Origin of the sequence: Bordetella trematum (assembly GCF_900078335.1) — a bacterium.
Lineage (GTDB): Bacteria > Pseudomonadota > Gammaproteobacteria > Burkholderiales > Burkholderiaceae_B > Bordetella > Bordetella trematum.
In genome coordinates this window covers 115,263-138,701 of record NZ_FKBR01000022.1, presented here as the reverse complement: position 1 = coordinate 138,701, position 23,439 = coordinate 115,263, and the positions used below count along the sequence as shown (strand labels likewise).

Below are 23,439 nucleotides of genomic sequence, written 5' to 3'. Positions count from 1 at the left end.
ATGGATACGCCAGCTGCCCGCGTCATGCTGCTGTCCATCGGCCTGCAGGAAAGCCGCTTTCTGCATCGGCGGCAGCTTGGCAATGGGCCGGCGCGCGGGCTGTGGCAGTTTGAGCGAGGGGGCGGGGTGCGTGGGGTGCTGACCCATCCGGCCAGTCGCGAGCATGCATACAGGATCTGCGGCCTGCGCGGCGTGGAGCCAGTGGCCGCGGTGGTGCATCCGGCACTGGAGTTCGACGACGTGCTGGCGGCTGCCTTTGCGCGCCTGCTTATGTGGACAGACGCCTGGCGCCTGCCCGCAGTTGGTGATGTGAAAGGCGGTTGGGAGCTGTACATCCGGACCTGGCGGCCCGGCAAGCCGCACCCGCAGACCTGGGGCGGGCTATATGCCCAGGCAGTTGCCGGGGTGGAGGGGGGAAATGCCAGTGTGGTTTGAGCGAATCAAGGGTTGGCTCTTGCTGGCCGGCCTGGCGCTGGCGGCGCTAGCCAGCGTCTTCTACCGGGGACGCGCCACAGGGCGTCGGGCAGAGCGGCAGGAGCGGCAGGACCAGATCAACGAGCAGGCGGCGAAGGCCCGTCAGGAGGTGCGTGATGTGCAGATGGAAGTGGCCCGCAAGGACGATGATGCTGTTGCTGCTGGGCTTAAGTCTCGCTGGGTGCGCGGCCCCGGCGGCAAGGGTGGGGGTTGAGTACTGCGACCATGCGCGGCCGGTGTGGTTTGACTCTGCTGAGCAAGTCGATCTGACGCCGGGGCCTGTGCGGCGTCAGATTTTCGAAGGCAATGAGACGTGGGCGCGTCTTTGCACCCAGATTTAGCCCTCAGGCGGCATCGGCTCGATTGGGCCATCATCCGCGCCTGGCTCGCGCATCCAGTACGCGCAGCCGTATTGGGGCTGCCCCATCACGATCGGTCGATCATCTTTATCGCAGACGGGGTGCGATCCGCTCCAGCGGCCATGCCAATGCGCGCAGGCCCAGCAACTGCCCTTGCTCATTCTGGGGGAGAACTGGGAGGGATGTACCATCACATGATTACTGGATAAAAACACAGTATAGATCAGTAGATGGCTGGATCCGCAAGGCGCTCATCATTCCGTACGGGGCTATTTGGTATGGCAAGAAATCCCCACACAGCGCCGCAAAAGAAAAAGGCCCACATTGCTGTGGGCCTTTCGGTACTTGGAGGCGCAAGCCGGAATCGAACCGACGTACACGGATTTGCAATCCGCTGCATAACCACTCTGCCATTGCGCCGGCAGACTGCAAGAAAAAAGGAAGCAGGCCAAGATGCCGGGGCTTCCCTTTTTTGAATACTGGAGCGGGAGACGAGTCTCGAACTCGCGACCTCAACCTTGGCAAGGTTGCGCTCTACCAACTGAGCTACTCCCGCGTTGCTTTTCAGCATTTTCGTAAAACACTGCGTGTTCAACGAAGAAAATAATTATACACACATTTCGAGGAAATGTTCAAGCGACAGGCGCAGCCGGGGTTCACGTGGTCGGCAAGGCCGCCCCCATCAGGGCGAACAGGCCGCCGCAGGCTTTGTTGAAGCGCCGTCCGGTGCGCTCCAGCCAGGGCCGTACGCGATGCGCCGTGCGGGCGAGCAGGTACTCCACCGCGAATTCGATTGCGGCGAAGGTGGCCGCCATCACGGCGAACTGGGTAAGCAGGCTGCGGGCCGGGTCGATGAACTGCGGCAGGAAGGCGCCGTAGAACAGCAGCGCCTTGGGATTGAAGATCGCGGCGGCGAAGCCCTGGCTGAACAGCCGCGTGCCGCGCCGGGTGGGCTGCCCCGGGGCAGGCTGCAACTGGACGGCGGGCGCGCGCCATAGCTGGATGCCTAACCACAGCAGATATGCGCCGCCGATCCACTTCAGGGCAGTCAATGCCGGCGCCCAGGCCTTGAGCAGGGCACCGATGCCCAGCATGGACAGCGCGATCAGCGCGATGAAACCTGCCGCGCCGCCGGTGATGGTCCAGACTGCTTTGCGATGGCCGTGCAGCGCTCCGTGGGTGAGGGCCAGCAGGGTGTTGGGGCCAGGGGTGAGCGAAAGGCCGGTGACGGCGATCAGGTAGATCAGCCAGCTTTGCAGGGACATGGCGGCAGGCAGGGGGCGTGAAGGTGGCGCCGGCACTCGGACAGGCCGGCTCGCATCCAGTCTAGCGTCGCGCGGGCCGCGCGGCAAACGGCGCGCCGGCGCGCGTCAGGCCGCGCCGAGCTGGCGGAAGTTCATCCAGTGGGCGCTGGCCAGCCAGCCACAATCCACCGGCAACGAAATGCCGGTAATCGCGCTGGCGTCGTCACCGATCAGAAAACTGACGGCCGAGGCAATCTCGCTCGTTTCCACCAGGCGGCCCATGGCGGTGTGCTGCTCGATCATGCCGGCGTCGCGTTTGCCGCTGTCCAGCTTGTCGCGGAAGATCGGCGTAAGCGTGAACCCCGGCGCCACGGCGTTGACGCGCACGCCCGCCGGCCCGAACTCCCCGGCGGCCAGGCGGGTCAGCGCGCCCAGCGCCACCTTGCTGGGCGCATAGGCGTGCAGGGGCAGCGGTTGCAGCTCGTTGATCGAAGTGATGTTGACCACCGAGCCGCCGCCGCCGGCCATCATGGCGGGAGCCAGGGCTTTCATACAACGCTCGGCGCCGAAGTAATTGACCTCCCAGATGCGGCGTGCGGCGTCGTCGTCCATGTCCAGCAACGCGCGCACATCCTGCAGCACGCCGGCCACATTGACCAGGCCGGCCACGCCGGCGGGCAGGCTGCTGTGCAGATGCTCCGCCAGCTGCGCCACGGACTCGGGACGGGCGACATCAAGCGTCGCCAGGGTCATGCGGGGACTGGTCTGCAGTGCCTCTGACAGGGCGGCGGCGCAGAGGTCGGTGGCCACCACATGCCAGCCATCGTCGTGCAAGCGGCGGGCCACCGCCGCGCCGATGCCGCCGGCCGCGCCGGTGACCACGACGCAGGCGCCGGCCTGCTTGCGTTGTGCCTGATTCTGCAATGGGTTGCCGCCTTTCATGTCTGCCTCGCGTTTCATTAATAGTAAACGAAACGTTTAGTTTAAATATTGGGGCAGCGAAGTCAATCCGGAATCAGGCTTTGCGGGGGCGGGCGGCAGGAGTTTTCCGGGCCGGGCTTTTGGCGGCTTTCTTGCGGGCTGCCGGCATCACCAGCGTGATCGCATCGGGCGCGCGCGCCAGACCCTTCATGGCCAGCACGACATGGTCGTGCACGAACTCCCGGGTCAGCGGCTGATGGCCGACCAGCAGCCGGTAATAGAGCGGCGCGTAGAGCAGGTCCAGCACGACGTTGGGGTCGGCCTTGTGGATCAGCCCGCGTTTGATGGCGTCGTTGACGATCTCCACCCCGTGCTTGCGACGCTCGGCGATGTAGCCGTCGCGAAAGGCCTGGGCCACCTCCGGGTCCGATTGCCCCTCAGCGATCAGAGCTTTGACCATGGTGCCGACGATGCCGGTGAATTCCTCGGCCATGACCATCAGGCGGTCGATCACGCTTTGCAGCGTGACCTCTTCCGGATAGGGCAGGGCTTGTCCGCCGTAGCGCAGAAAGGCCGACATGATGACGGCGGCGCGATTGGGCCACCACTTGTAGATGGTGGCCTTGCTGACTTTGGCGCGCGTCGCGATGGATTCCACCGTGGTGGCATGCAGCCCATCCTGCGAGAGCAAGGCGTAGGTGGCATCCAGCACGGCGATCTCGACGGCCACGCTGCGCTTGCGACCGCGGCCCGGCGACGCACCCGAGGGCAAGCCCTGGCTTGACTTGGCTTCAACCATAATTTTCAATACTAAACGTTCAGTTTATTAATTGAGCGTACCGATTGTTCAGAGTCTTGAGTGAGGTAGTGAGAGAAATGCAGGGGCAAGAAACGTCATATTCATCATTCGACCTGCCTGTGCGACAGGTGCAGGATACCACCCCGGCCAGCGCCGCCGAGATGCAGGTGCGGCGCGATCTGGCGGCGGCCTATCGCTTGTGCGCGCTGTTCGGCTGGGACGATCTGATCTACACCCACCTGTCGGCCCGGGTGCCGGGCAAGGAGCATCATTTCCTGGTCAACCCGCTGGGGTTGGCCTTTGACGAAATCACCGCGTCCAGTCTGGTGAAGATCGATCTGCAAGGCAATGTGATCGGCCCATCGATCGCCGCTCCGAATGCGGCCGGCTTCGTGATCCACGGAGCCATCCACGCTGCGCGCGAGGATGCGCAGTGCGTCATGCACCTGCATACCGAGTCGGGCATGGCGCTGTCGTGTCTGGAGGAAGGGCTGCTGCCGTTGACGCAGCACGCCATGCGCTTTCATGGTCGCCTGGGCTATCACGACTATGAAGGCATCGCCCTGACCATGGGTGAGCAGGAACGGCTGGTGGCCGATCTGGGCGCGGGCGCGGCCATGATCCTGCGCAATCACGGCACCCTCACCGTCGGCCGCTCCGTGGGTCACGCTTTCGTGGAGATGTTCTACCTGGAGAAGGCGGCCAGGGTGCAACTGCAGGCGCAGGCCAGCGGGCGCCCGCTGCGCCTGCCCGATGAGGCGCTGGCAAGCCTGACGGCCGCTCAATGGATGGCGGACCTGGTCAAGCCGCAATCGCGCGAGTGGCCGGCGTTGCTGCGTCGGCTCGACCAGGCGTCGCCGGGCTACGCAGACTGAGATTTTTCATAACAACAAGAATCGGAGACAACATGGACAAGCAAACTCTCGAGAAAACAACCATACGGCAGCTGTACTGGAAGATCCTGCCTTTCCTGGTGCTGTGCTACATCGTCGCTTTTCTGGATCGTGTGAACGTCGGCTTCGCCGCACTGCACATGAACGAAGAGCTGGCCTTCACCGCCAAGATCTACGGTTTTGGGGCCGGGATCTTCTCGATCGGCTATTTCCTGTTCGAGGTGCCTAGCAACCTGATCCTGCATCGCGTCGGCGCGCGCGTCTGGATCGCGCGCATCATGGTCACCTGGGGCATCATTTCGGCGGGTTTTGCCTTTGTGCAGGGCGAGACCTCGTTCTATGTCATGCGCTTTCTGCTGGGTGTGGCCGAAGCGGGCTTCTTCCCGGGGATCGTGCTGTATCTCACGTTGTGGTTCCCGGCCCGGGTGCTGGCCAGCGCCACGGCGGTGTTCATCCTGGGCCTGCCTATTTCGGTGCTGATCGGCGCGCCTCTGTCGACCGGCATCATCGCCTACCTGCATGAAGCGGGCGGGCTGGCCGGCTGGAAGTGGATGTTCCTGCTTGAGGGCGGGTTGGCGGTCGTGGTCGGGGTGATCGCCTTTTTCAGGCTGGAGAGCCAGCCGGCCAAGGCGGCCTGGTTGCAGCCGGCGCAGCGCCAGTGGCTGGTGGAGACGCTGGAGCAGGAACGCCGGCAAAAGGAGAGCAAGAAGACCTACAGCGTGATGCAGACCCTGATGAGCGGGCGGGTGCTGCTGCTTTCGCTGGCCATTCTGTGCAACATCACCGCGCTGTTCGGGATCACGCTGTGGATGCCGCAGATCATCAAGGGCTTCGGTGGTCTGAGCGACGCGCAGGCCGGCCTGCTGACGGCCGTCCCCTATCTGTGCGCGGCCTTCGCCATGGTGTTGAACGCACGTCACTCCGACAAGATGGGTGAGAAACGTTTCCATATCCTGATTCCCGCCGCCGTCGGCAGCCTGGGCCTGCTGCTGGCGGGGTTCTCGGCTTCGCCGGTGCTTGGCCTGATCGGCCTGTGTATCGGCGCGTCCGGCATTCTCGCCAGCAACATTCTGTTCTGGGCCCTGCCGACGCTCTTTCTGACAGGCGCGGCCGCTGCCGCCGGCATCGGGCTGGTGAACTCGGTGGGCAATCTGGGCGGATTCGTCGGCCCCTACCTGACGGGCTGGGCCAGGGATGCCTTTGGCAACTATTCGGCTGGCATGGTGGTCCTGGCGCTGTCGGTGCTGACATATGGAGTGGTGCTGTTCGTATTCCTGACCCGCTTGCGCAGCAGCGGTCCGCGCAACGAGACGCCGGCCTTCGGGATCAGCGCGGTCTCCAGCCGCTGAACAAGGGGGCGCCATGCATCTGGGAAATCTTTTTCTGCGCAGCGTCAGCCTGTATGGCGGGCGTCCTGCGCTGGCCTGCGGCGATGAGCCGCCTGTCAGTTATGCCGGGCTGGGCTTGCGGGTGCAGGCTTTGGCGCAGCTGTTGCGCATCGAGTACGGACTCAATCCGGGCGATCGTGTCTGCCTCGCCATGAAAAACAGCACGGCGTATGCCGAAGCCATGTGGGCCTGCTGGCTGGCGCGTCTGTGCGTGGTGCCAGTCAACAGCAAGCTGCATCCGCGCGAGGTGCATTACATCCTGGAAGACGCGCAGGCGCGGCTATGTCTGTCGCAAGGGGAGTTTCTGGCGCAATTGCGCCAGGTGGAGGGTGCACCGGCGGTGGCCTGGCTGGATGTCGACGACGCCGTCTGGCGGCATCCGGCGCAGGCCGTCCCGGACCCGGTGTTGCCCGGGCAGGCGGGCCAGGCGCAGGAACTGGCCTGGCTGTTCTATACCAGCGGCACGACCGGCAGGCCCAAGGGGGTCATGCTCTCGCATGCCAATCTGAGCGCCATGGCCTTGAACTTCCATGCCGACATGCTCAGCATCGGGCATGAGGACGTTCTGATCCACGTGGCGCCGATGTCGCATGGCAGCGGTCTGTATGGCATCGCTTATGTCATGCGGGGCGGTCTGCAGGTCGTCAGCCCCAGCGGTGGCTTCGATGAGGCCGAACTGGCCGGTCTGTTGCAGACCTATTCGCGCGCCAGCCTGTTTGCGGCGCCCACCATCATCAACCGCATGACGCGCCATGTGCGCGACAAGGGGCTGGCATTGCCCGGTCTGCGCGCCTTTCTGGTCGGCGGCGCGCCGTTCTATGCCGAGGATATCCGCCAGGCGGTGGCGGCGTTCGGCCCCCGGGTGGCGCAGATGTATGGGCAGGGCGAGACACCGATGACGATCAGCGCGCTGGGCGCCGAGGCCCTGGCACAGGCGGTGGCGCGGCAGGACAGCGAGACCTTGGCTTCGGTGGGCTATGCCCAGACCGGCGTTGACCTGCGCATCGTCGACGCAGCCGGCTGCGATGTGCCGCCAGGCGAACCTGGAGAGATCGTGGTGTACGGCGATACCGTCATGCAGGGTTATTGGCGCAATCCGGCTGCCACGCAACGCACCCTGATCGACGGCGGGCTGTACACCGGCGATATCGGCTGCCTGGATGCCCTTGGCCGCCTGCATCTCAAGGATCGTTCCAAGGATGTGATCATCAGCGGTGGCAGCAATATCTACCCGCGCGAGGTCGAAGATGCTTTGCTACAGCACCCGGCGGTCCGGGAGGTCGCGGTCATTGGCGTGCCCGATGCGGACTGGGGGGAGATCGTGACGGCGGTGGTGGTGCGGGCAGAGCCGGTCGTCGAAGCCGATCTGGATCGTGTCTGCAACGCGCAGATTGCGCGTTTCAAGCGGCCCAAACGCTATCTCTGGGTCGAGGAGTTGCCCAAGAACCCGACCGGCAAGGTGCTCAAGCCGGCGTTGCGCGAGCTGGCAGCGCGCCTGAGCTGAAGCGCCAAGGCTTCCGAACGGCGGCGGGGCCGCCGTTCGGAAGGCTCACGTGGGATGGCGTCCCAGCCAGTTCAGGTAGGCACGCCGGGTGGGCGGCGAGACGGAGTCGAGCACTTTCTGGTGGTCGACCTTGTGGCGCAGCAGCAGGCGGGCGTCGGCCACGCCGCGCGATTTGCAGAACCAATGGCAGCTATGCTGCAGCAGATAGAGCTCGGCCGAGAGATGAAATGCGCGCGTCTTGGGGTCCCACTGCTCTTCATTGTCGACCGCGTAGCGCAGGCCGGCGGCATGGATCTGCAGCAGTTCGCGGAAGTCACGCGTAGCGGCCGGCAACACCCGTTCGACGTACGGCACACAGAAGGTGAAGGTGCTCACGCGGGTGGCCAGTGCGGGCTCCTTGGCCATGGAACTGGCCAGGGCGCGGGCCTGCGAGGCCATGCCGCGCTCGGTTGGCGCGAAGGTCTCCAGGATCTGCAATTGGCGGCTTTCTCCCTGCTCGTGGATGGCGCGTGCGTATCCCTGGGTCAGGGTCTCCATATGGCGTTCCAGCTGCAGGCTGGACAGGTGCTGCCCCAGCAGGGCGATGCGGTTGCGCTGGTAGCGCACGCGCAGGACCTGCCAGGCGATGAAGACCATCAACAGGGTCAGGGTAAAGTCCATCGTTCAAACCTCGATACTGTCTTGCCGGCCTGCCGGCGCATAAAACAAAAGGCCCAAACCGAAGTCTGGGCCTTGAATCGGGTTGGGAAAGGTATGCGACACTGGGGCGCCAGGCCCTTGTTTCCCAATGTGTTGCGCGCCCGGCCTGGCTGAGCGGCGCTGAAAATTATAGTTGCATTCCGGCCTGCCTGCCAGACGTGCAGGATGGCGGTCTGGCGCGTCAGGCTGTCTCGGCATCGCGTCGCGCGGCCTGCGACAGTGCGGCCACAAGCGTGGCCAGCGGTTCTGACTTCTCGCGCCCCCTCGCAGTACAGATCAACATCTCGCGATGCGCCCATTTGTCCTTGAGCGGCCGGATCGCCAGATTCAGCCCCGGCAGATAGGCCTGCGCGGCATGCTTGGGCAGCACGCCCAGCCCCATGCGGGCTTCGATCATGCGACAGACGGCCTCGAAGCCCTGCATCTGCACATGCAGCTTGAGCGGCTTTTCGGTCAGGCCGGCCTGGGTTGCCAGCAGGTCCATCAGGGAAGCGCCATGCTCCAGACCCACCAGGGGATAGTCGAGCACCTGTTCGAACCAGAGCTCGTCGTGGCCGGTGAGGGGATGGCCGCAGGGCAGCACGGCACAGAGATGGTCGCTGCGGTAGGGGCGGCATTCCAGGCCCTCCAGGGGACCGCCCGGATTGATGATGCCCACGTCGGCCTCACCCAGCAGCAGCGCCTCGACGATCTGGCTGCTCCAGCGCTCTTTGATGGTGAGGTTCACGTCCGGATGGCTGGCATTGAAACGCGCCAGGTCTGCCGGCAGGTATTGCGCCATGGCTGAAGTGTTGGCCTGTACCCGCAGCGCGCTGCGGCGTCCCGAACTGTGTTCGTCCAGGTCGGCCTGCATCTGGTTGAGCTGGATGAGCAACTGCTTGGCGTGATGCAGCAGGGTGACGCCAGCCGCTGTGAGCGCGACCCCTTTGTGTGATCGGTCGAAGAGGGTGCATTTCAGGCGATGCTCCAGCAGCGAGATGCGGCGGCTGGCCGCTGCCAGCCCCATGTCCGAGGCATCGGCCGCACGCGTCAGGCTCTGCAATTCCGCAGCTTTAACAAAGAGCGCAATGGAATTGAGATCAGGGAGCATGAGCGTGCCGTCGAGTCAGGATTGCCGGGAAGTGCCTTGTGCAAGTATGGCATGGGCGCGCAGCACCACGGGGCGGTCGATCATCTTGCCGTCCACGGTGGCGGCGGCTCCGCCGGCGCGGGCCGAGGCTTGCAGCACGCGTTCGGCCCAATCACGCTCTTGGGCCGTCGGTTCGAAGGCCGCATGCACGGCCGGGATCTGGGCGGGGTGGATGCAAAGCTTGGCGCCAAAGCCCAGGCGACGCGCCCGGGCGGCGGCGGCCTGCACGAGCGTGCTGTCGCGCGTTTCGGTGCTGACGCCATCGACAGGCGCGGCCAGCCCGCCCAGGCGGGAGGCCAGCACCAGCTGCGAGCGAAAGAACAACAGTTCTTCGTCTTCGCCGCTGATGCCCATATCCAGCTGGAAGTCGATCGATCCAAACACAAAGCGTTCCACCCTGGGCGCGGCGGCGAGTTCGCGCAAGGCATCGAAGCCGGCAGCGGTTTCGATGAGCGGCAGCAGCCCGGCTTGCGGCGCGGCCCGGGCGCAGGCGGCCAGTTGCCCGGGCGTCTCGGCCTTGGGCAACATGATGGCGGCTACGCCGGCGACGGCGCAGGCGGCCAGATCCTCCCCGAACCACGGCGTATCGGCGGCATTGACCCGCACCACCACCGGCGCTGCCGCCTGCGGCAGCCAGGCCTGCAGCGCCTCGCGGGCCGCTGTCTTGGCCTCGACTGGCACGGCATCTTCCAGGTCCACGATGACCGCGCCGGCGCCTGCCTGCATGGCTTTGTTGTAGCGCTCCGGACGATTGCCGGGGACGAACAGATAGGAGATGGGCGTTGGCATGATCAGCGGGCCTGCAGCAGCGCGCGGTACTTGTCGACTTCCTCGGCGTACATATCACGGCCGTGGGCGTCGTTGGTGACTAGCAGCGGGAAATTTTCGATCACCAGGCGCTGCACCGCCTCGGTCTTGAGGTCTTCGTAGGCGATGATTTCGGCCGAACGGATGCAGGAAAAGAGCGTGGCCGAGATGCCGCCGATGGCGGAGAAACAGACAGCCCGGTTCTGCTGGCAGGAGGCACGGATGGCCGTGCCGCGCGGGCCTTTGCCGATGGCCCCCTTGACGCCGTGGTCAAACAGCACGGTGGCGTAGGGGTCCATGCGGTAGGCGGAGGTCGGGGCCACCACGCCGATGGCGTGGCCCGGTTTGGTCGGTCCAGGCCCGCCGTAGAACACGACCTGGTTGCGCAGATCGACCGGCAGCGGCTGGCCGGCGGCCAGGGTGTCGACGAAGCGCTTGTGGGCGGCGTCGCGGGCCATGATGATGGTGCCCGACAGATAGACCTCGTCACCGGCGTTCAGGGCCAGCACGGCATCGTCGTCGAGCAGGGTGTGGAGATGATGGACAGCCATGGCGATACCTTTGAATCAGAGGGTGGCGCTGGCGCGCCGGCCCGCGTGACACTGGATGTTCACCGCCACGGGCAAGGCGGTGATGTGGCAGGCATAGGTCTCCACGGCTACCCACAGGGCCGTGGTCGAGCCGCCGTAGCCCTGCGGGCCGATGCCGGTCTGGTTGATCAGCGCCAGCAGCTCGCGTTCCAGTTGGGCCACGTGGGGCTCAGGGTGGTGTTCGCCGATATCGCGCAGGATGGCTTTCTTGGCGATGGCGGTGACCTTGTCGAAGCTGCCGCCCACGCCCACGCCGACGGTCAACGGCGGACAGGCCGCGCCGCCGGCCGCCTCGATGGCCGCGAGCACGAACTTCTTCACGCCCTCGGCGCCTTCGCCCGGCAACAGGAACTTCATGGTGCTCCAGTTTTCGCTGCCGCCGCCTTTGGGCACCACCGTGATATGGATCTGGTCGCCCGGGACGATCTCGGTATGCACCACTGCCGGCGTGTTGTCATTGCTGTTGACCCGCAGCAGCGGGTCCGACACCACCGACTTGCGCATGAAGCCCTGGGCGTAGCCCTTGCGAACGCCAGCCTGCACGGCTTCCTCGAAATTGCCGCCGTGCACGTGCACGTCCTGGCCCAGTTCGATGAAGACGATGGCCAGGCCCGTGTCGTGGCAATAGGACACCTGGTTCTGGCGTGCGATCTGATCGTTGTCGATCAGTTTCAGCAGCACGGATTTTCCCAGCGGCGAGACTTCGGTCGCCGCCGCGTCGTGGAAGCCCTGGATCAGGTTGTCGGGCAGCAGGTGGCAGGCGTCGATGCACAGCTGCGCCACCGTGTCCGTGATGTGACTTGCGGGAACTTCTCTTACCATGGGGATCTCCGGTTATTCGATGCTGACCTGGGCCTGTTCGACCACTTTCTTCCAGTGCGCCACCTCATCGGCCAGGTAGGCGGAGAACTGTTCGGGAGAGCGTTCGGCGGGCAGCGTCAGGGCCTGGGCGCGCATCTGCTCCTGGAACGCCGGCGTCTTGAACATGGCGATCACTTCGCGGTTGAGCGCGTCCACGATTTCCTTGGGGGTGTCTTTCGGCGCCACCAGCCCGAAGAATGCCACCGCGCTCATTTTCGGAAAGCCCAGTTCGCCCAGGGTGGGTACGTCGGGGAGGTAGGGGGAGCGGGCGTCGCTGATCACGGCCACGGCACGCAACTGGTCTGCCTTGACTGCCGGCAGCAGCGGGGGCAGGGAATCGGAGGTGGCTTCCAGGGTATTGCCGATCAAGGCCGTTTTCGATTCCGAGCTGCCCTTGAAGGGCACGTGAACCATCGGGAAGCCGATCTCCTTCTTCAGCAGTTCCATGGTCAGGTGCTGCAGCGAGCCATTGCCGGCCGACCCATATGACAGATCCTTGGTCTTGGCCTGCTTGACCATGTCGCTGAAGCTGCCGATACCCGAGGCGTTCGAGACGGCGACCACCTGCGGGGTCGAGGCGGTTTCGGCGATGCCGGTGAAGTCGGTCAGCGGATCGTATTTGGTTTCTTGGGGATACAGCGCCGGCGTGATGGCGAAGGGGCCGGTGCTGGTCATCAGCAAGGTGTAGCCATCGGGTTTGGCGCGCGCGGCATAGGTCGTGCCGATACGTCCGCCACTGCCCGGGCGGTTCTCGACGATGAAGCCCTGGTTGAATTTTTCCTGCAGTTCCTTGCTGATCATGCGGGCGATCATGTCGCCCGTCTGGCCGGCGGCAAAGGGCACGACGATGGTGACCGGCCGGCTGGGCCAGGTGTCGGCCTGGGCGGCGCCGGCGCTCAGCGCCAGGGTGGTCAGCAGCGTGGCCGACAGTGTTTTGAAGTTCATGGTTTGTCTCCCGTGGTGCGGTGTTGGAGTTATGGATGCTGGGCGCAGGGCCGGCCGCCCTGTGTCTGCAGGATGGCCGGGTCGATGCCGAGTTCGGCAAGAATGGTGTCGGTGTGCTGGCCGACGCTGGGGATGGGATCCATGCGCGGGGAAAACGCGCTTTGGCGGCCCGGCGGCAGCAGGGCGGGGATGGGGCCGGCCGGCGTCTGGACCTGGCGCCAGCGCTCGCGCGCCTGCAATTGGGGGTGCGCCCACAGGCCGGCCATATCGTTGACGCGCGCATTGGCAATGCGGGCCTGATCCAGCCGCTCGATCAGGGCGGGGGTCGTCAGGGTGGCGAAAACCTCGTCGATACGGGCCTGGAGCGCTTCGCGATTGGCATGTCGTTGGGCATTGCCGCAAAAGCGCGGATCGGCATGGGTCGCGGCCGACTGCAGCACGGTGTGGCAGAAAGCCTCCCATTCGCGCTCGTTCTGGATGCCGAACATGACGGTGCCGCCGTCGCCGACTCCAAAGGGGCCGTACGGGTAGATGGTGGCGTGGGCGGCGCCATTGCGTTGCGGCGGTGTGGCGCCGTCAAAGGCGTAATACATCGGAAAGCCCATCCATTCGGCCAGCGATTCCAGCATCGACACATCGATATGCGAGCCCCGGCCAGTCTTGGCTCTTTGCAGCAGCGCCGCCAGGATATTGCTGTATGCGTACATGCCGGCTGCGATATCGGCGATCGAATTGCCCGACTTGGCTGCTTCGCCGGCCGTCCCCGTGACGGACAGAAAGCCCGCCTCGCTCTGGATCAGTAGGTCATAGGCTTTCTTGTCGCGATATGGCCCGTCCTCGCCGTAGCCGGAAATGTCGCAGACGATCAGGCCCGGATGCCTGGGCATGAGCGAGGCTGCGTCCAGGCCCAGGCGCGCGGCAGCGCCCGGCGCCAGGTTCTGCACCAGGACATCGGCGCGCGCCAGCAGGCGCGCCATGACTTCGCCGGCGGCCGGATGCTTCAAGTCCAGCGCCAGGCTTTCCTTGGAGCGGTTGACCCATACGAAGTGGGACGACTGCCCCAGCACCCGCTGGTCATAGGCGCGGGCGAAGTCGCCACTGCCAGGGCGCTCGATCTTGATGACGCGCGCGCCCAGATCCGCCAGCTGCCGGGTACAGAACGGCGCTGCAATCGCATGTTCAAGAGAGACGACCGTGATGCCGTCGAGCGGGAGAGCCATGGCTTGATTCATCTGCAAAGAAGAGATGAAGCAATGCTAGGGATTGCGGGCGCTGGCCGGAATAGCCAGTTGGCAAAGGGGGGTTCGAGAAATTCGAAGGATGATCGACCCCCTGGTTCGCGCCAACTCTGCGGTCTCCCCGAGCCTGGCCGATGGCGTCAGGATTTCCGGCTCGATACATTTTTGATCATCGAACTCACCAGGGCCAGATGCGCGCGCATGCGTTTGATCTTGGCGTGCCCGGTGTCGCCTTTCGTCTGCACCGGGATGATCCGGCTTTGCTCGAGTTTGCTGTTCTTCAGGCCAGTTTCCGACTCGGGGTGCCCATGAGTTCTACTGACTGATGTTTACTCGGAGGACGAGCTTGCGCCGTCCACTCAGGATAAACAGCCTGTGCTTGATGCGTCATCGCTGGCGTGTGGCGACGGCCAGGCCATGAATGCGCGGCGCGAAGCGCAAGCCTTCGGGTTGGAATTCATGCCCGGCCTGTCCGGGTGCATTGCAAAGAGGGGTCTGCGATGACGCTTGAAGCGAGAGTATTTGCTGTGGCCGATTATGCTCAGCCGTCCGAGGGCGAGCCTGTGCGTTCCGTTGTGCTTGAAACCCGAGACTCCATTGTCGTGGTTTGGCAAGTGCATCCCGGGCGGGAAATCGCGGCTCACATTCATCCTCATGGCCAGGACACATGGACTGTTTTGTCGGGAGTGGCGGATTACTTTCAGGGCGACGGCATTGTTGGTACCCTCAGGGAGGGTCAGATCGCCGTGGCAAGCCCCGGCCAAGTGCACGGGGCGCGAAATACAGGTACCGAGCCGTTTGTGTTCGTTTCGGTTGTGGCACCAGCCAATGCCGGTTTCGTATTGGCAGAGCGCTAGCGCCCAATCCTGCCTGAGAATGGCTGGCCAGCGCATAGCCTGCCGTGCCGTACAGGCTCTGTGGCCCAGGGCGGATGCCGGTGCCTGGCCGCCGGACGAAAAAAAGGCCGAAACGCAAAGCGTTCGGCCTTTTTTAAATTCTGGAGCGGGAGACGAGTCTCGAACTCGCGACCTCAACCTTGGCAAGGTTGCGCTCTACCAACTGAGCTACTCCCGCTTGGGTACTGCTGAAAGAGGCGTGAGTATAGCGGATTTTTCCGGGATGTCAAAACCAGCCGGGCAAGCGCTGGGGGCCGTGTCTGGCCCGGGGCGCATGGCCCAGGCCGGATGGTCTTTCTTGGCGCTGTTGCAGGCGGCGGGCTTGCGGCACCATGGCCGCAAGGCGGGCGTCGGCCCGCATTCTCCAGAGGGGATCTCATGCGTGAACGCCTTAATTACTTTGACGTGTCGGCCGGGCTGTCCAGGCAATTCCTGGATTTCAGCCATGCCCTGAACGAGAAGGCGGTGATCAGGGAGCTGCATGACCTGATCACGCTGCGGGCTTCGCAGATCAATGGCTGCGCGTTCTGCGTGGACATGCATGTCAAGCAGGCCAGAATCGCCGGCGAGCGCGAGCTGCGTCTGCATCATGTCACGGTCTGGCGCGAGTCGGGGCTGTTCAGTGCGCGCGAACGGGCCGCGCTGGCATGGACCGAGGCGCTGACCACCCTGTCGGCGCAAGGGGTTGACGATACGCTGTATGAGGCGGTGCGCAGCCAGTTCTCCGACGAGGAGCTCAGCGACCTGACTTTTCTGGTGGTGGGCATCAATGGCTGGAACCGCCTGAACGTCGCCTTTCGCACGCCGCCCGGTTCGGCCGACGCCGCTTTCGGGCTGGAGCGGGCCGGGCTCTCCTGAGGCGGGGCTTATCTACATCAATGCCAGGATGCGGCGGCCGAGCGCTTCGGCGCGCGCCTCGGAGTCGATGTTGGTGAAGCCCATCAGCAGTCCGTGGGCGGGGGAGGGCGCGCGGCTCCAGTGCGACAGCGCATGGGCGTAGATGCCATGCCCGATCATGCGCTGGGCGAGCGCACGGTCGTCGCATCCCGGCGGCAGGCGCATCAGCAGATGCATCCCGCCGGGCTGCGGATCGATGGGCATGGCCGTGCCAAGTACCTTGGAAAGGCCCGCCACGGTGGCCTGGCGGCGTTCGGCATACAGTCGTCGCATGCGCTGGATGTGGCGCGCGAAGTGCCCTTCGCTCATGAAGGTGCTGACCAGGGCCTGGGTCAGGCCCGGAATGCCGCTGCCCAGGATCCCGCTGGCCTGGCCAAAGCGCGTCGCGAGCGACGGCGGCACGACCAGATAGGCCAGCCGGATGCCGGGGAAGAGGACCTTGCTGAAGGTGCCGGCGTAGATGACGCGGCCCTGGCGGTCCAGGCTCTTGAGGGCGGGCAGGGGGCGGCTGACGTAGCGGTATTCGCCGTCGTAATCGTCTTCCACGATCCAGCGTTGATGGTGTTCGGCCCACTCCAGCAGCGCCTGGCGGCGCGGCAGCGAGAGCGTGACGCCCAGCGGGCTCTGATGCGCCGGCGTCACGATGGCGGCACGCGCGTCGGGAAACTGGCGGATGCCTTGCGTCACCTGCAGGCCGTCGCCATCGACCGGGACCGGCGCGCAGCGCATGCCCGAGTGCTGCAGCAGTTCGCCGGTGGGCGGGTAGCCGGGGTCTTCAACCCAGACTTGATCGCCGTTCTGAAGCAAGGTTCGCACGATCAGGCTCAGGCTGTCCCGGTAGCCCGAGGTGATGAGGATCTGTTCGGGCGCGCAGTCGATGCCGCGCGCGACCTGCAGATAACTGGCGATGGCCGTGCGCAGTGACGGCAGGCCGTTGACCGGCGGATAGGAGAGATCGATGGCCTGTGTGCCGCGCAGTTGCCGTGCCCCCAGCCGGGCCCACAGTTTACGTGGGAAGGCGTCCAGCGCGGGCAGGCCCATCTGGAAGGGCAGCAGGGCGGGCGGATTGCGCCACAGATCAAGGCCGCCCGTGGTTTCCGGTGGCGCAGGCGTGCCGGGCTGCGCCCTCAGCCCGGGCGTAACGACCGTGCCGGCCTGCCCGCGAGGCTGCACATAGCCTTCCGCCTGCAGCAGGCCATAGGCGCTTTCGACCGTGCCTCGCGCCACCCCGAGCTCTTTGGCGAGCGCGCGCGCCGATGGGATGCGATCGCCCGCCTGCAGCGTGCCCTGTGCAATGGCGCTTCTGAAGCGCTCGTAGATCTGCTTGTAGAGCGGTGCGTCGCTGCCTGGCTCCGGTGAAGGGGAGGCAGGTGGAAGTGTCATCATGGCCCAGTCAGAATCGCAGTTTATGGTTCTTCAAATTATGGCATGTCATCCCTAGCATGGCGTCTGTGCCCGCCATGCCGGTGGGAGATCGTCATCAACGACTGGATTGCCATGTCTTTACCTCTTGTTCGTCCTCCCGATAGCCCTGCTTGCCTGCGCGCCTGCTTTGCTCTCATGCATACCTTGCGTCCGCATCTGGTTGACGAGGCTGATTTCCTGGCGCGAATCGAGCGTATGCGGGAACAGCGTTATGCCTTGCTGGCGGTTTGGGAGGGGAGCCTGCCGCTTGCGCTGGCGGGTTATCGTTACCAGGAAAACCTGATCTACGGCCATTTTCTTTATGTCGATGACCTGGTCACGCATGCCGATCGTCGGGGGGAGCAGCATGGCGCCCGGCTGTTGCGGGCGCTGGAGGCGATGGCGCGCGAGGCGGGATGTGCCCGGTTGGTGCTCGACACCGGGCTGGCCAATGCGCTCGCTCAACGCTTTTATTTCCGCGCTGGCCTGCTGAGCGGGGCCATGCGCTTTGACAAACCCCTGGGAGGGCCGGCGGCATGAGTGTCTTGCGTTTGATCTGCAGTCCGCGGGGGGCGGCGTCGGAAAGCTATCGGCTGTCCCAGTTCGTGGTCCGGGCCTTGGCGCGCACTGACGCCGAACGGGGGCGTGAACTGGTCGATTTCGACGTCAATCAACTGTCTCATGTGGATGCTGAGTACGCCTGGGCGCTGGGTTCGCCGGCCGATCCGGCGCAGGCGACAGGCACCTTGTGCGAATCCGATGGGCTGATCCGCGCGCTGGCGGCAGCCGATTATCTTGTCATCGCAACCCCGATGCACAACTACACCGTGCCCTCGGCCCTCAAGGCCTGGGTCGATCATGTCCTGCGGGTGAGGCATAGCTTCAACGTGACGCGTCAAGGAAAGGTGGGCCTGCTGGCTGATCGGCCAGTGTTTCTGGCGGCAGCCTCCGGAGGGTTTTTTACCGGCGAGCGCGCGCGCCAGCCGGATTTCCTGACGCCGTACCTGAAGGCCGCGATGGCGACCATGGGCCTGAAGTCCTTCCATGCTTTTGCCGTGGAGGGCACTGCGATGGGGCGGGAGGCCTTGCAGGCCGCCCGTCTGCGCGCCCAGGCGCAGATCGCCGGATTTTTCGCCCCGGTGCCGGGAGAACAGGAGGCCGTTCTGCCGGCCTGATCGATCACGTCGTAAAACGAAAAAAACCGGACACAGGGTGTCCGGTTTTTTATCGCTCAAGAGCATGCCCTTGAGAAAAATTCTGGAGCGGGAGACGAGTCTCGAACTCGCGACCTCAACCTTGGCAAGGTTGCGCTCTACCAACTGAGCTACTCCCGCATATTCGCTTGTGTTTCCAGCGAAGCGCGCACTATACACGAATTTCAGATTTTGCGTTGGCAGGCACTTGAAAAGTACTTGCAAAACCTGCTTTCAACACTGCCGGCAGGCAAGGTTTGAAAGGCTTCCTGAATCGCTGCGGCGCTGCCCGAACCCTTGTCTGAGCCGCCCTGCGTTTGATTCATCGTTCAAGTATCATGAGCGAAGACCGAAACTATAGCATAGCTCCCGGGTTTAATGTCAACAGTTCCCCTCATGCCCGCCGCGCACGACCTGCGCACCCTGAATACGTTTGGCCTGGCCTGCGAAGCGTCGGCCTTTCTGGCTCTGGAAGATCCGGCCCAGCTGCCCGCCGTGTCGGCGCTGGCAGGCCGCTATCCCTATTGGCTGGCGCTGGGCGGGGGCAGCAATCTGGTGCTGGGGCGCACGCTCGCAGGGTTGGTGCTGCAGGTGGCGTTCAAGGGAATCCGGCTGGTGCAGACGCGCGCCGACGCCTGGATCGTGGAGGCGGCGGCAGGCGAGTGCTGGCATGATTTCGTGGCGCACTGCGTGGCGCAGGGCTGGGACGGGCTGGAGAATCTGGCCTTGATCCCCGGCACGGTGGGGGCTGCCCCGGTGCAGAACATCGGCGCCTATGGCGTTGAGTTGGCGGATCGTTTCCACAGCCTGAGCGCCTGGGATGTCGCGCGCGGCGAAGCGGTGGAAATGTCGGCGGCCGATTGTCGCTTCGCGTATCGCGACAGCCGCTTCAAGCGCGAGGGCCGCTGGATCATCACGGCGGTGCGCTTTGCGCTGCCGCGCCCCTGGCAGCCGGTGCTGGACTACCCGGACCTGCGTCGCTGGCCGGCCCTGCAGCAGGGCAAGCCCGATGCCCGAGCCATTTTTGATGCGGTGTGCGCCATCCGTCGCGCCAAGTTGCCGGACCCGGCGCGCATCGGCAATGCGGGCAGCTTCTTCAAGAATCCGCTGGTCACCGGGGGTGTGCGGGCGCAGCTGCTGGCGCGCTTTCCGGACCTGGTTTCCTATGCCCAGCCTGATGGCCGATACAAGCTGGCCGCAGGCTGGCTCATCGACCAATGCGGCTGGAAGGGCCGTGCCCTGGGGGCGGCGGCCGTGCATGACCGGCAGGCCCTGGTCCTGGTGAATCGGGGCGGTGCCACGGCAGACGATATTCTGGGCCTGGCCCAAACCATCCAGGCCGAGGTGGAGGCCCGTTTCGGCGTGGCGCTGGAGCCCGAGCCGGTGATCGTGCGCCAATAATAAAAGCCCGCGAGAATGAACTGCGCCCCAAAAGTTGGACACCGGTCCAAGCTGTGGGGCGCAGCTCAAGAATGCGGGCTTTTTTGTGCTGGGCGGGTTCAGAGGCCGAGCACGGCCTGCATGTCGAACAGCCCATGGCGCTTGTCGCCCAGGAACTGGGCAGCGCGCACGGCGCCTTGCGCATAGGTGGCGCGGCTGCTGGAGCGGTGCGTGATCTCGATGCGCTCGCCCGGGCCGCAGAAGTACACCGTGTGGTCGCCGACGATGTCGCCGCCGCGCACCACGGAAAAGCCGATGGTGCCGGATTCCCGCGGGCCGGTTTCGCCATGGCGTGCCCAGGTGGCCACGTCGGGCAGGGCCACATCCCAGGCGGAGGCGATCGTTTCGCCCATGGCCAGGGCGGTGCCCGAGGGGGCGTCAACCTTGTTGCGGTGATGCGCTTCGAAGACTTCGACGTCGTAGCCGCTGTTCAGGATGCGTGCGGCCAGATCGAGAATCTTGAGGGTGGCGTTCACGCCCACGCTCATGTTGGGCGCGAAGACCACAGCGATTTTCTGGGCGGCCACGTCGATGGCGGCCCGCCCGGCGTCATCAAAGCCGGTCGTGCCGATGACGATGCGGGTGCCATGGCGCACGCAGGCCTGCAGATGCGCCAGCGTGCCTTCCGGTCGCGTGAAGTCGATCAGGCAATCGGCCTGGGCCAGCGCGTCCAGATCGTCGGTGATGGCCACGCCCGTCTCGCGTCCCAGCAGAGCGCCGGCGTCGCGGCCGAGGGAGGGAGAGTCCTTGCGGTCCAGGGCCACCGCGAGCTCGACGCCTTCGGTGTCAAGCACCGCTTCGATCAGCATCTGGCCCATGCGGCCGCTGGCTCCAGCAATTGCAATGCGCATGTTTGTCCTTGTTTACAGCAATGGTTCGGGAGAGGACCCGGGTTCGTTGGTCATGTCCAGAACGGGATCGTCCGGCGCCAGGAGCTGGGGCTGGGAGTTGACGCCGTCGATCTGCTCGGTACGTTCGATGGCGCGGTTTTCCATCGCGTTTTGCTCGACAGCCTGCTTGGCGTTCATCTGCTCGATCTGGAAGGGTTGCAGCTCGGGCTGCTCGTCGCCGACCCAGCGCACCAGCCGGTCATGTTCGAAGAACACCGTGAACTGGCGCTCCTGGGGTTTGCCGTAACCGGGCTTGAAGTAGTAGGGATAGTCCCAGCGATCCGCGTGCAGCACGCTGGTGAGGGTGGGGCTGCCCAGGGCGAAGCGCACTTGTTCGCGGGACATGCCCGGCTGCAGCAGGTCAACCTGCTCGCGCGTGATCCAGTTGCCTTGCTGCATGTCGGCCCGGTATGGGAACCCCCATTTCCCGGACGAGCAACCTGCCAGTGCCGAAGCTAGTACCAGGGCTCCCAAGGCCGCTTTCACGGGTTGGAAGGGAATTCGTGCGATCATGGACACTACGCGCCCCTATTATTGGTAACGTACAAAACCGTTATCATAAAGGTTTCATAACAGATAGTTCCGCAGGGCAGCGGGAATCAGGGCGCTGGTCTGTCGATAAATGTGCCGCCAAGAGCAGGCGGAGCCGCCATACGGAATTGGGGCCGTATTGGTTCACCCGACAGGGGCCCAGCGCCGGATCAGTCCCTGCCACCGCGGATGGAGAGCGATTACATGAGCGACCAATGCGAATTGAAGAATATGGGCTTGAAGGCGACGTTCCCGCGCCTCAAGATTCTGGATATTTTCCGCAAGTCGGACGAGCGCCATCTCAGCGCTGAGGACGTCTATCGTGCCCTCATCAGCGAGAACGTCGAGATCGGCCTGGCCACCGTGTATCGTGTGCTGACGCAGTTCGAACAGGCCGGCATCCTGAGCCGCAGCCAGTTTGACACCGGCAAGGCCGTGTTCGAGCTCAATGACGGGGATCATCACGATCACCTCATCTGCACCAACTGCGGCAAGGTAGTGGAGTTTTCCGATGCCGACATCGAGAAGCGCCAGCACAAGGTCGCCAAGGACAATGGATTTGTCCTCGAAAGCCACGCCATGGTGCTGTATGGCATTTGCAGCGATTGCCAGAAGGGCCGCTGATTCCCTGAGTTACTGACGCATTGACACTCCCCCGGCCGGTTCGGCCGGGGGTTTTTTTATGCGTCCAGCCCTTGCAGCATTTCGCGCGCATGGTCGCGCGTGGTCGAGGTGATGGTGATGCCGCCCAGCATGCGGGCGACTTCCTCGATGCGTTCGGATTCGTCGAGCGGGGTGATATGCGAGCGGGTCACGCCGCCGCTTTCGTGCTTGCTGACGCGGAACTGGTGATTGCCGCAGGCGGCCACCTGGGGCAGGTGGGTCACGCACAACACCTGATGGCGGGCGCCGAGCTCGCGCAGCAGCTTGCCGACCACCTCGGCCACGGCCCCGCCCACGCCGCTGTCGACTTCGTCGAAGATCAGGGTGGGCACGCGCGCAGCGCGGCTGGCAATCACCGACAGGGCCAGAGAAATGCGCGACAGCTCGCCGCCCGAGGCCACCTTGCCCAAGGCGCGCGCGGTCGATCCGGCATGCCCGGCCACCAGGAACTCGACGTTGTCGCTGCCCTGGGCGCTGGCGGCGCCTTCATTGACGGCCGCCTCGAAGCGCCCGCCGCTCATGGACAGGGTCTGCATGGCCCGGGTGACCTGCTCGCTCAGGTCGCGGGCGATCTTGCGGCGGGCCTGGCTCAGGGCCCGGGCGGCCGCGTCGTAGCGTTCCTGGGCCTGGCGGGTTTGCTCGCGCAACGCTTCGATGTCGCCGGCAGCCTGCAGCTGGGCCAGCTGTTCGGTCAGAGAGTGTTGCAGTTCGGGCAGTTGCTCGGCATCGCAACGGAACTTGCGCGCTGTCTCGAAAACCGCGCTCAGGCGCGCTTCTGCGGCATTCAGGCGCTCGGGTTCGAGCTCGATGCGGCTCAGGTAGTTGTTCAGGTCGGAGACCGCCTCGCTCATGGCGATGCGGGCCGACTCCAGTTCTTCGGCGATGGTCTTGAGCCCGCTGCCATCGTGGCGCTGCATTTGCTGCAGGCGGTGCCCGGCGGCATTCAGCCGTGAGAGCGCGGAGTCGTGTTCGCCGTCCAGGGCGTCGAGAATCTGGCTGGCGTCATCGAGCAGGGACTGGGCGTGCGAGAGCCGGCTGTGGTCGGCCTGCAGGGTTTCCCACTCGCCTGGCGCGAGATTCAGGCGCTGCAGTTCGTCGACCTGCCATTGCAGGCGTTCGCGCTCGGCGGCCAGGCTTTCTGCGTCCTGTTCTGAGGTTTCGAGCTGGCGGGCCAGGGTACGCCAGGCCTTCCAGGCCTGCGCCACGTTCTGGCGCAATGCCTGGTGGCCGCCGTGGGCGTCGAGCAGGTCGCGCTGCGCATCGGGTCGCATCAGGCTCTGGTGGGCATGCTGGCCGTGGATGTCGACCAGCGACTCGCCCAGCTCGCGCAACTGCGTGACGGTGGCCGGCAGGCCGTTGATGAAGGCACGGCTGCGGCCCTGGGCGTCGATGACGCGGCGCAGCGACAGCTCTTCGCAGGGTTCGAGTTCGCGCTCGGCGAGCCAGGCTTGCAGATGGGGCGGGGTGTCGAAGATCGCGGTGATGTCGGCCCGCGTGGCGCCTTCGCGCAGCATGCCGGCGTCGCCGCGCTCACCCAGGGTGAGCGCCAGCGCGTCGATCAGGATGGACTTGCCCGCGCCGGTTTCACCGGTGAAGACGGTGAAACCGGCGCCGAAATGGATTTCAGTCTGTTCGACGATGACGAAATCACGGATATGCAGGGTTCGCAACATG

Annotated in this window: 26 protein-coding genes and 4 tRNA genes; 11 read left to right on the top strand and 19 right to left on the bottom strand. The window is 64.9% G+C overall.

The window, feature by feature from the left end; all coding sequences use genetic code 11:
- Positions 1 to 435 (top strand): hypothetical protein (locus A7V84_RS11590; protein WP_063939996.1); only part of this gene is annotated, 435 nt, incomplete at its 5' end.
- On the top strand, positions 419 to 688 hold the full coding sequence (locus tag A7V84_RS11585) for a hypothetical protein (protein ID WP_063491429.1): 270 nt from the start codon (positions 419 to 421) through the stop codon (positions 686 to 688). The genes A7V84_RS11590 and A7V84_RS11585, both read left to right, overlap by 17 nt.
- 491 nt (positions 689 to 1,179) lie before the next feature.
- Here the strand turns inward: A7V84_RS11585 and A7V84_RS11580 are convergent.
- From A7V84_RS11580 to A7V84_RS11560, 5 genes are all read right to left on the bottom strand, one after another.
- Positions 1,180 to 1,253, bottom strand: a tRNA-Cys gene (locus A7V84_RS11580).
- Between the two features lie 60 nt (positions 1,254 to 1,313).
- Positions 1,314 to 1,389, bottom strand: a tRNA-Gly gene (locus A7V84_RS11575).
- 100 nt (positions 1,390 to 1,489) lie between these two features.
- Positions 1,490 to 2,098 (bottom strand): LysE family translocator, encoded by a 609-nt coding sequence (locus tag A7V84_RS11570; protein ID WP_025516739.1) that lies wholly within the window; start codon positions 2,096 to 2,098, stop codon positions 1,490 to 1,492.
- A 105-nt stretch (positions 2,099 to 2,203) separates the two neighbouring features.
- Positions 2,204 to 3,037 (bottom strand): SDR family NAD(P)-dependent oxidoreductase, encoded by an 834-nt coding sequence (locus A7V84_RS11565; RefSeq protein ID WP_082832909.1) that lies wholly within the window; start codon positions 3,035 to 3,037, stop codon positions 2,204 to 2,206.
- Positions 3,038 to 3,092: 55 nt separating this feature from the next.
- Complete coding sequence (locus A7V84_RS11560; RefSeq protein ID WP_025516736.1) at positions 3,093 to 3,797, bottom strand: TetR/AcrR family transcriptional regulator; 705 nt, start codon at positions 3,795 to 3,797, stop codon at positions 3,093 to 3,095.
- 161 nt (positions 3,798 to 3,958) lie between these two features.
- Between A7V84_RS11560 and A7V84_RS11555 the strand changes: the two genes are divergently transcribed.
- Genes A7V84_RS11555 through A7V84_RS11545 form a run of 3 tightly spaced genes read left to right on the top strand, consistent with a single transcriptional unit; the run spans position 3,959 to position 7,582 of the window.
- The gene (locus tag A7V84_RS11555) at positions 3,959 to 4,672 is read left to right on the top strand and encodes a class II aldolase/adducin family protein (protein WP_231886817.1); all 714 of its coding nucleotides are present in this window, start codon (positions 3,959 to 3,961) and stop codon (positions 4,670 to 4,672) included.
- A 32-nt stretch (positions 4,673 to 4,704) separates the two neighbouring features.
- Positions 4,705 to 6,039 (top strand): MFS transporter, encoded by a 1,335-nt coding sequence (locus A7V84_RS11550; protein ID WP_025516733.1) that lies wholly within the window; start codon positions 4,705 to 4,707, stop codon positions 6,037 to 6,039.
- Between the two features lie 13 nt (positions 6,040 to 6,052).
- Positions 6,053 to 7,582 carry a class I adenylate-forming enzyme family protein gene (locus A7V84_RS11545; protein WP_033535274.1) on the top strand — a complete coding sequence of 510 codons (1,530 nt, stop codon included), beginning with the start codon at positions 6,053 to 6,055 and terminating at the stop codon, positions 7,580 to 7,582.
- 45 nt (positions 7,583 to 7,627) lie between these two features.
- Here A7V84_RS11545 and A7V84_RS11540 read toward each other — a convergent pair whose 3' ends face one another.
- The 7 genes from A7V84_RS11540 to A7V84_RS11510 all read right to left on the bottom strand — a co-directional run bounded on the left by A7V84_RS11540 (position 7,628) and on the right by A7V84_RS11510 (position 13,833).
- Entirely contained in the window at positions 7,628 to 8,242 is a 615-nt protein-coding gene (locus A7V84_RS11540) for a hypothetical protein (protein WP_063491427.1), read from the bottom strand.
- Positions 8,243 to 8,462: 220 nt separating this feature from the next.
- The gene (locus A7V84_RS11535; RefSeq protein WP_025516728.1) at positions 8,463 to 9,371 is read right to left on the bottom strand and encodes a LysR family transcriptional regulator; all 909 of its coding nucleotides are present in this window, start codon (positions 9,369 to 9,371) and stop codon (positions 8,463 to 8,465) included.
- 15 nt (positions 9,372 to 9,386) lie between these two features.
- Positions 9,387 to 10,199: an HpcH/HpaI aldolase/citrate lyase family protein gene (locus A7V84_RS11530; protein ID WP_063491426.1), complete on the bottom strand. Its 813-nt coding sequence runs from the start codon at positions 10,197 to 10,199 to the stop codon at positions 9,387 to 9,389.
- Positions 10,200 to 10,201: 2 nt separating this feature from the next.
- The gene (locus tag A7V84_RS11525; RefSeq protein ID WP_025516724.1) at positions 10,202 to 10,768 is read right to left on the bottom strand and encodes a fumarate hydratase C-terminal domain-containing protein; all 567 of its coding nucleotides are present in this window, start codon (positions 10,766 to 10,768) and stop codon (positions 10,202 to 10,204) included.
- A gap of 15 nt (positions 10,769 to 10,783) precedes the next feature.
- Positions 10,784 to 11,629, bottom strand: a complete 846-nt coding sequence (locus tag A7V84_RS11520) for a fumarate hydratase (protein ID WP_025516723.1) — start codon at positions 11,627 to 11,629, stop codon at positions 10,784 to 10,786.
- Between the two features lie 12 nt (positions 11,630 to 11,641).
- Positions 11,642 to 12,613, bottom strand: a complete 972-nt coding sequence (locus tag A7V84_RS11515) for a Bug family tripartite tricarboxylate transporter substrate binding protein (RefSeq protein ID WP_025516721.1) — start codon at positions 12,611 to 12,613, stop codon at positions 11,642 to 11,644.
- A gap of 29 nt (positions 12,614 to 12,642) precedes the next feature.
- Complete coding sequence (locus A7V84_RS11510; RefSeq protein WP_033535270.1) at positions 12,643 to 13,833, bottom strand: CaiB/BaiF CoA transferase family protein; 1,191 nt, start codon at positions 13,831 to 13,833, stop codon at positions 12,643 to 12,645.
- A gap of 518 nt (positions 13,834 to 14,351) precedes the next feature.
- Here A7V84_RS11510 and A7V84_RS20705 point away from each other — a divergent pair.
- The gene (locus A7V84_RS20705; RefSeq protein WP_081695092.1) at positions 14,352 to 14,708 is read left to right on the top strand and encodes a cupin domain-containing protein; all 357 of its coding nucleotides are present in this window, start codon (positions 14,352 to 14,354) and stop codon (positions 14,706 to 14,708) included.
- A 141-nt stretch (positions 14,709 to 14,849) separates the two neighbouring features.
- Here the strand turns inward: A7V84_RS20705 and A7V84_RS11505 are convergent.
- Positions 14,850 to 14,925 (bottom strand) — tRNA-Gly (locus A7V84_RS11505).
- A gap of 200 nt (positions 14,926 to 15,125) precedes the next feature.
- Here A7V84_RS11505 and A7V84_RS11500 point away from each other — a divergent pair.
- Positions 15,126 to 15,605, top strand: a complete 480-nt coding sequence (locus tag A7V84_RS11500) for a carboxymuconolactone decarboxylase family protein (RefSeq protein ID WP_063491425.1) — start codon at positions 15,126 to 15,128, stop codon at positions 15,603 to 15,605.
- Between the two features lie 12 nt (positions 15,606 to 15,617).
- On the opposite strand, the gene pdxR is transcribed toward A7V84_RS11500, so the two are convergent.
- The gene (pdxR, locus tag A7V84_RS11495; protein WP_197669220.1) at positions 15,618 to 17,030 is read right to left on the bottom strand and encodes a MocR-like pyridoxine biosynthesis transcription factor PdxR; all 1,413 of its coding nucleotides are present in this window, start codon (positions 17,028 to 17,030) and stop codon (positions 15,618 to 15,620) included.
- A 174-nt stretch (positions 17,031 to 17,204) separates the two neighbouring features.
- Here pdxR and A7V84_RS11490 point away from each other — a divergent pair, with 174 nt between their 5' ends.
- A complete protein-coding gene (locus A7V84_RS11490) occupies positions 17,205 to 17,588 on the top strand; it encodes a GNAT family N-acetyltransferase (protein WP_328586989.1) in 384 nt (127 codons plus the stop codon).
- Positions 17,585 to 18,223: an FMN-dependent NADH-azoreductase gene (locus A7V84_RS11485; RefSeq protein ID WP_025516711.1), complete on the top strand. Its 639-nt coding sequence runs from the start codon at positions 17,585 to 17,587 to the stop codon at positions 18,221 to 18,223. Before A7V84_RS11490 ends, A7V84_RS11485 begins: the two co-directional genes overlap by 4 nt.
- 83 nt (positions 18,224 to 18,306) lie before the next feature.
- Here A7V84_RS11485 and A7V84_RS11480 read toward each other — a convergent pair.
- Both A7V84_RS11480 and A7V84_RS21145 read right to left on the bottom strand, forming a co-directional pair.
- A tRNA-Gly gene (locus A7V84_RS11480) sits at positions 18,307 to 18,382 on the bottom strand.
- A gap of 44 nt (positions 18,383 to 18,426) precedes the next feature.
- Positions 18,427 to 18,567 carry a hypothetical protein gene (locus tag A7V84_RS21145; protein ID WP_156507240.1) on the bottom strand — a complete coding sequence of 47 codons (141 nt, stop codon included), beginning with the start codon at positions 18,565 to 18,567 and terminating at the stop codon, positions 18,427 to 18,429.
- Positions 18,568 to 18,619: 52 nt separating this feature from the next.
- Here A7V84_RS21145 and murB point away from each other — a divergent pair, with 52 nt between their 5' ends.
- A complete protein-coding gene (gene murB, locus A7V84_RS11475) occupies positions 18,620 to 19,642 on the top strand; it encodes a UDP-N-acetylmuramate dehydrogenase (protein WP_063491424.1) in 1,023 nt (340 codons plus the stop codon).
- A gap of 98 nt (positions 19,643 to 19,740) precedes the next feature.
- On the opposite strand, the gene dapB is transcribed toward murB, so the two are convergent.
- Positions 19,741 to 20,532 (bottom strand): 4-hydroxy-tetrahydrodipicolinate reductase, encoded by a 792-nt coding sequence (gene dapB, locus A7V84_RS11470; protein WP_025516708.1) that lies wholly within the window; start codon positions 20,530 to 20,532, stop codon positions 19,741 to 19,743.
- A gap of 12 nt (positions 20,533 to 20,544) precedes the next feature.
- On the bottom strand, positions 20,545 to 21,084 hold the full coding sequence (locus tag A7V84_RS11465; protein ID WP_025516707.1) for an outer membrane protein assembly factor BamE: 540 nt from the start codon (positions 21,082 to 21,084) through the stop codon (positions 20,545 to 20,547).
- 222 nt (positions 21,085 to 21,306) lie between these two features.
- Between A7V84_RS11465 and fur the strand changes: the two genes are divergently transcribed.
- Positions 21,307 to 21,726 (top strand): ferric iron uptake transcriptional regulator, encoded by a 420-nt coding sequence (gene fur, locus A7V84_RS11460; protein WP_025516705.1) that lies wholly within the window; start codon positions 21,307 to 21,309, stop codon positions 21,724 to 21,726.
- 56 nt (positions 21,727 to 21,782) lie between these two features.
- On the opposite strand, the gene recN is transcribed toward fur, so the two are convergent.
- Complete coding sequence (gene recN, locus A7V84_RS11455; RefSeq protein ID WP_063491423.1) at positions 21,783 to 23,438, bottom strand: DNA repair protein RecN; 1,656 nt, start codon at positions 23,436 to 23,438, stop codon at positions 21,783 to 21,785.
- Between the last annotated feature and the right edge of the window lies 1 nt (position 23,439).

Bases quoted from the DNA above. Each gene is read 5' to 3' on its own strand.
- A7V84_RS11530 (WP_063491426.1), bottom strand. From the start codon at position 10,199: ATGCCAACGCCCATCTCCTATCTGTTCGTCCCCGGCAATCGTCCGGAG.
- A7V84_RS20705 (WP_081695092.1), top strand. From the start codon at position 14,352: ATGACGCTTGAAGCGAGAGTATTTGCTGTGGCCGATTATGCTCAGCCG.
- A7V84_RS11565 (WP_082832909.1), bottom strand. From the start codon at position 3,037: ATGAAACGCGAGGCAGACATGAAAGGCGGCAACCCATTGCAGAATCAG.
- A7V84_RS11490 (WP_328586989.1), top strand. From the start codon at position 17,205: ATGCATACCTTGCGTCCGCATCTGGTTGACGAGGCTGATTTCCTGGCG.
- A7V84_RS21145 (WP_156507240.1), bottom strand. From the start codon at position 18,567: ATGAATCAAACGCAGGGCGGCTCAGACAAGGGTTCGGGCAGCGCCGCA.
- A7V84_RS11545 (WP_033535274.1), top strand. From the start codon at position 6,053: ATGCATCTGGGAAATCTTTTTCTGCGCAGCGTCAGCCTGTATGGCGGG.
- A7V84_RS11465 (WP_025516707.1), bottom strand. From the start codon at position 21,084: ATGATCGCACGAATTCCCTTCCAACCCGTGAAAGCGGCCTTGGGAGCC.
- A7V84_RS11500 (WP_063491425.1), top strand. From the start codon at position 15,126: ATGCGTGAACGCCTTAATTACTTTGACGTGTCGGCCGGGCTGTCCAGG.
- fur (WP_025516705.1), top strand. From the start codon at position 21,307: ATGAGCGACCAATGCGAATTGAAGAATATGGGCTTGAAGGCGACGTTC.
- A7V84_RS11555 (WP_231886817.1), top strand. From the start codon at position 3,959: ATGCAGGTGCGGCGCGATCTGGCGGCGGCCTATCGCTTGTGCGCGCTG.
- A7V84_RS11515 (WP_025516721.1), bottom strand. From the start codon at position 12,613: ATGAACTTCAAAACACTGTCGGCCACGCTGCTGACCACCCTGGCGCTG.
- pdxR (WP_197669220.1), bottom strand. From the start codon at position 17,030: ATGATGACACTTCCACCTGCCTCCCCTTCACCGGAGCCAGGCAGCGAC.
- dapB (WP_025516708.1), bottom strand. From the start codon at position 20,532: ATGCGCATTGCAATTGCTGGAGCCAGCGGCCGCATGGGCCAGATGCTG.
- A7V84_RS11550 (WP_025516733.1), top strand. From the start codon at position 4,705: ATGGACAAGCAAACTCTCGAGAAAACAACCATACGGCAGCTGTACTGG.
- A7V84_RS11520 (WP_025516723.1), bottom strand. From the start codon at position 11,629: ATGGTAAGAGAAGTTCCCGCAAGTCACATCACGGACACGGTGGCGCAG.
- A7V84_RS11535 (WP_025516728.1), bottom strand. From the start codon at position 9,371: ATGCTCCCTGATCTCAATTCCATTGCGCTCTTTGTTAAAGCTGCGGAA.
- A7V84_RS11510 (WP_033535270.1), bottom strand. From the start codon at position 13,833: ATGGCTCTCCCGCTCGACGGCATCACGGTCGTCTCTCTTGAACATGCG.
- A7V84_RS11560 (WP_025516736.1), bottom strand. From the start codon at position 3,797: ATGGTTGAAGCCAAGTCAAGCCAGGGCTTGCCCTCGGGTGCGTCGCCG.
- A7V84_RS11485 (WP_025516711.1), top strand. From the start codon at position 17,585: ATGAGTGTCTTGCGTTTGATCTGCAGTCCGCGGGGGGCGGCGTCGGAA.
- A7V84_RS11540 (WP_063491427.1), bottom strand. From the start codon at position 8,242: ATGGACTTTACCCTGACCCTGTTGATGGTCTTCATCGCCTGGCAGGTC.
- A7V84_RS11570 (WP_025516739.1), bottom strand. From the start codon at position 2,098: ATGTCCCTGCAAAGCTGGCTGATCTACCTGATCGCCGTCACCGGCCTT.
- A7V84_RS11525 (WP_025516724.1), bottom strand. From the start codon at position 10,768: ATGGCTGTCCATCATCTCCACACCCTGCTCGACGACGATGCCGTGCTG.
- murB (WP_063491424.1), top strand. From the start codon at position 18,620: ATGTCAACAGTTCCCCTCATGCCCGCCGCGCACGACCTGCGCACCCTG.
- A7V84_RS11585 (WP_063491429.1), top strand. From the start codon at position 419: ATGCCAGTGTGGTTTGAGCGAATCAAGGGTTGGCTCTTGCTGGCCGGC.
- recN (WP_063491423.1), bottom strand. From the start codon at position 23,438: ATGTTGCGAACCCTGCATATCCGTGATTTCGTCATCGTCGAACAGACT.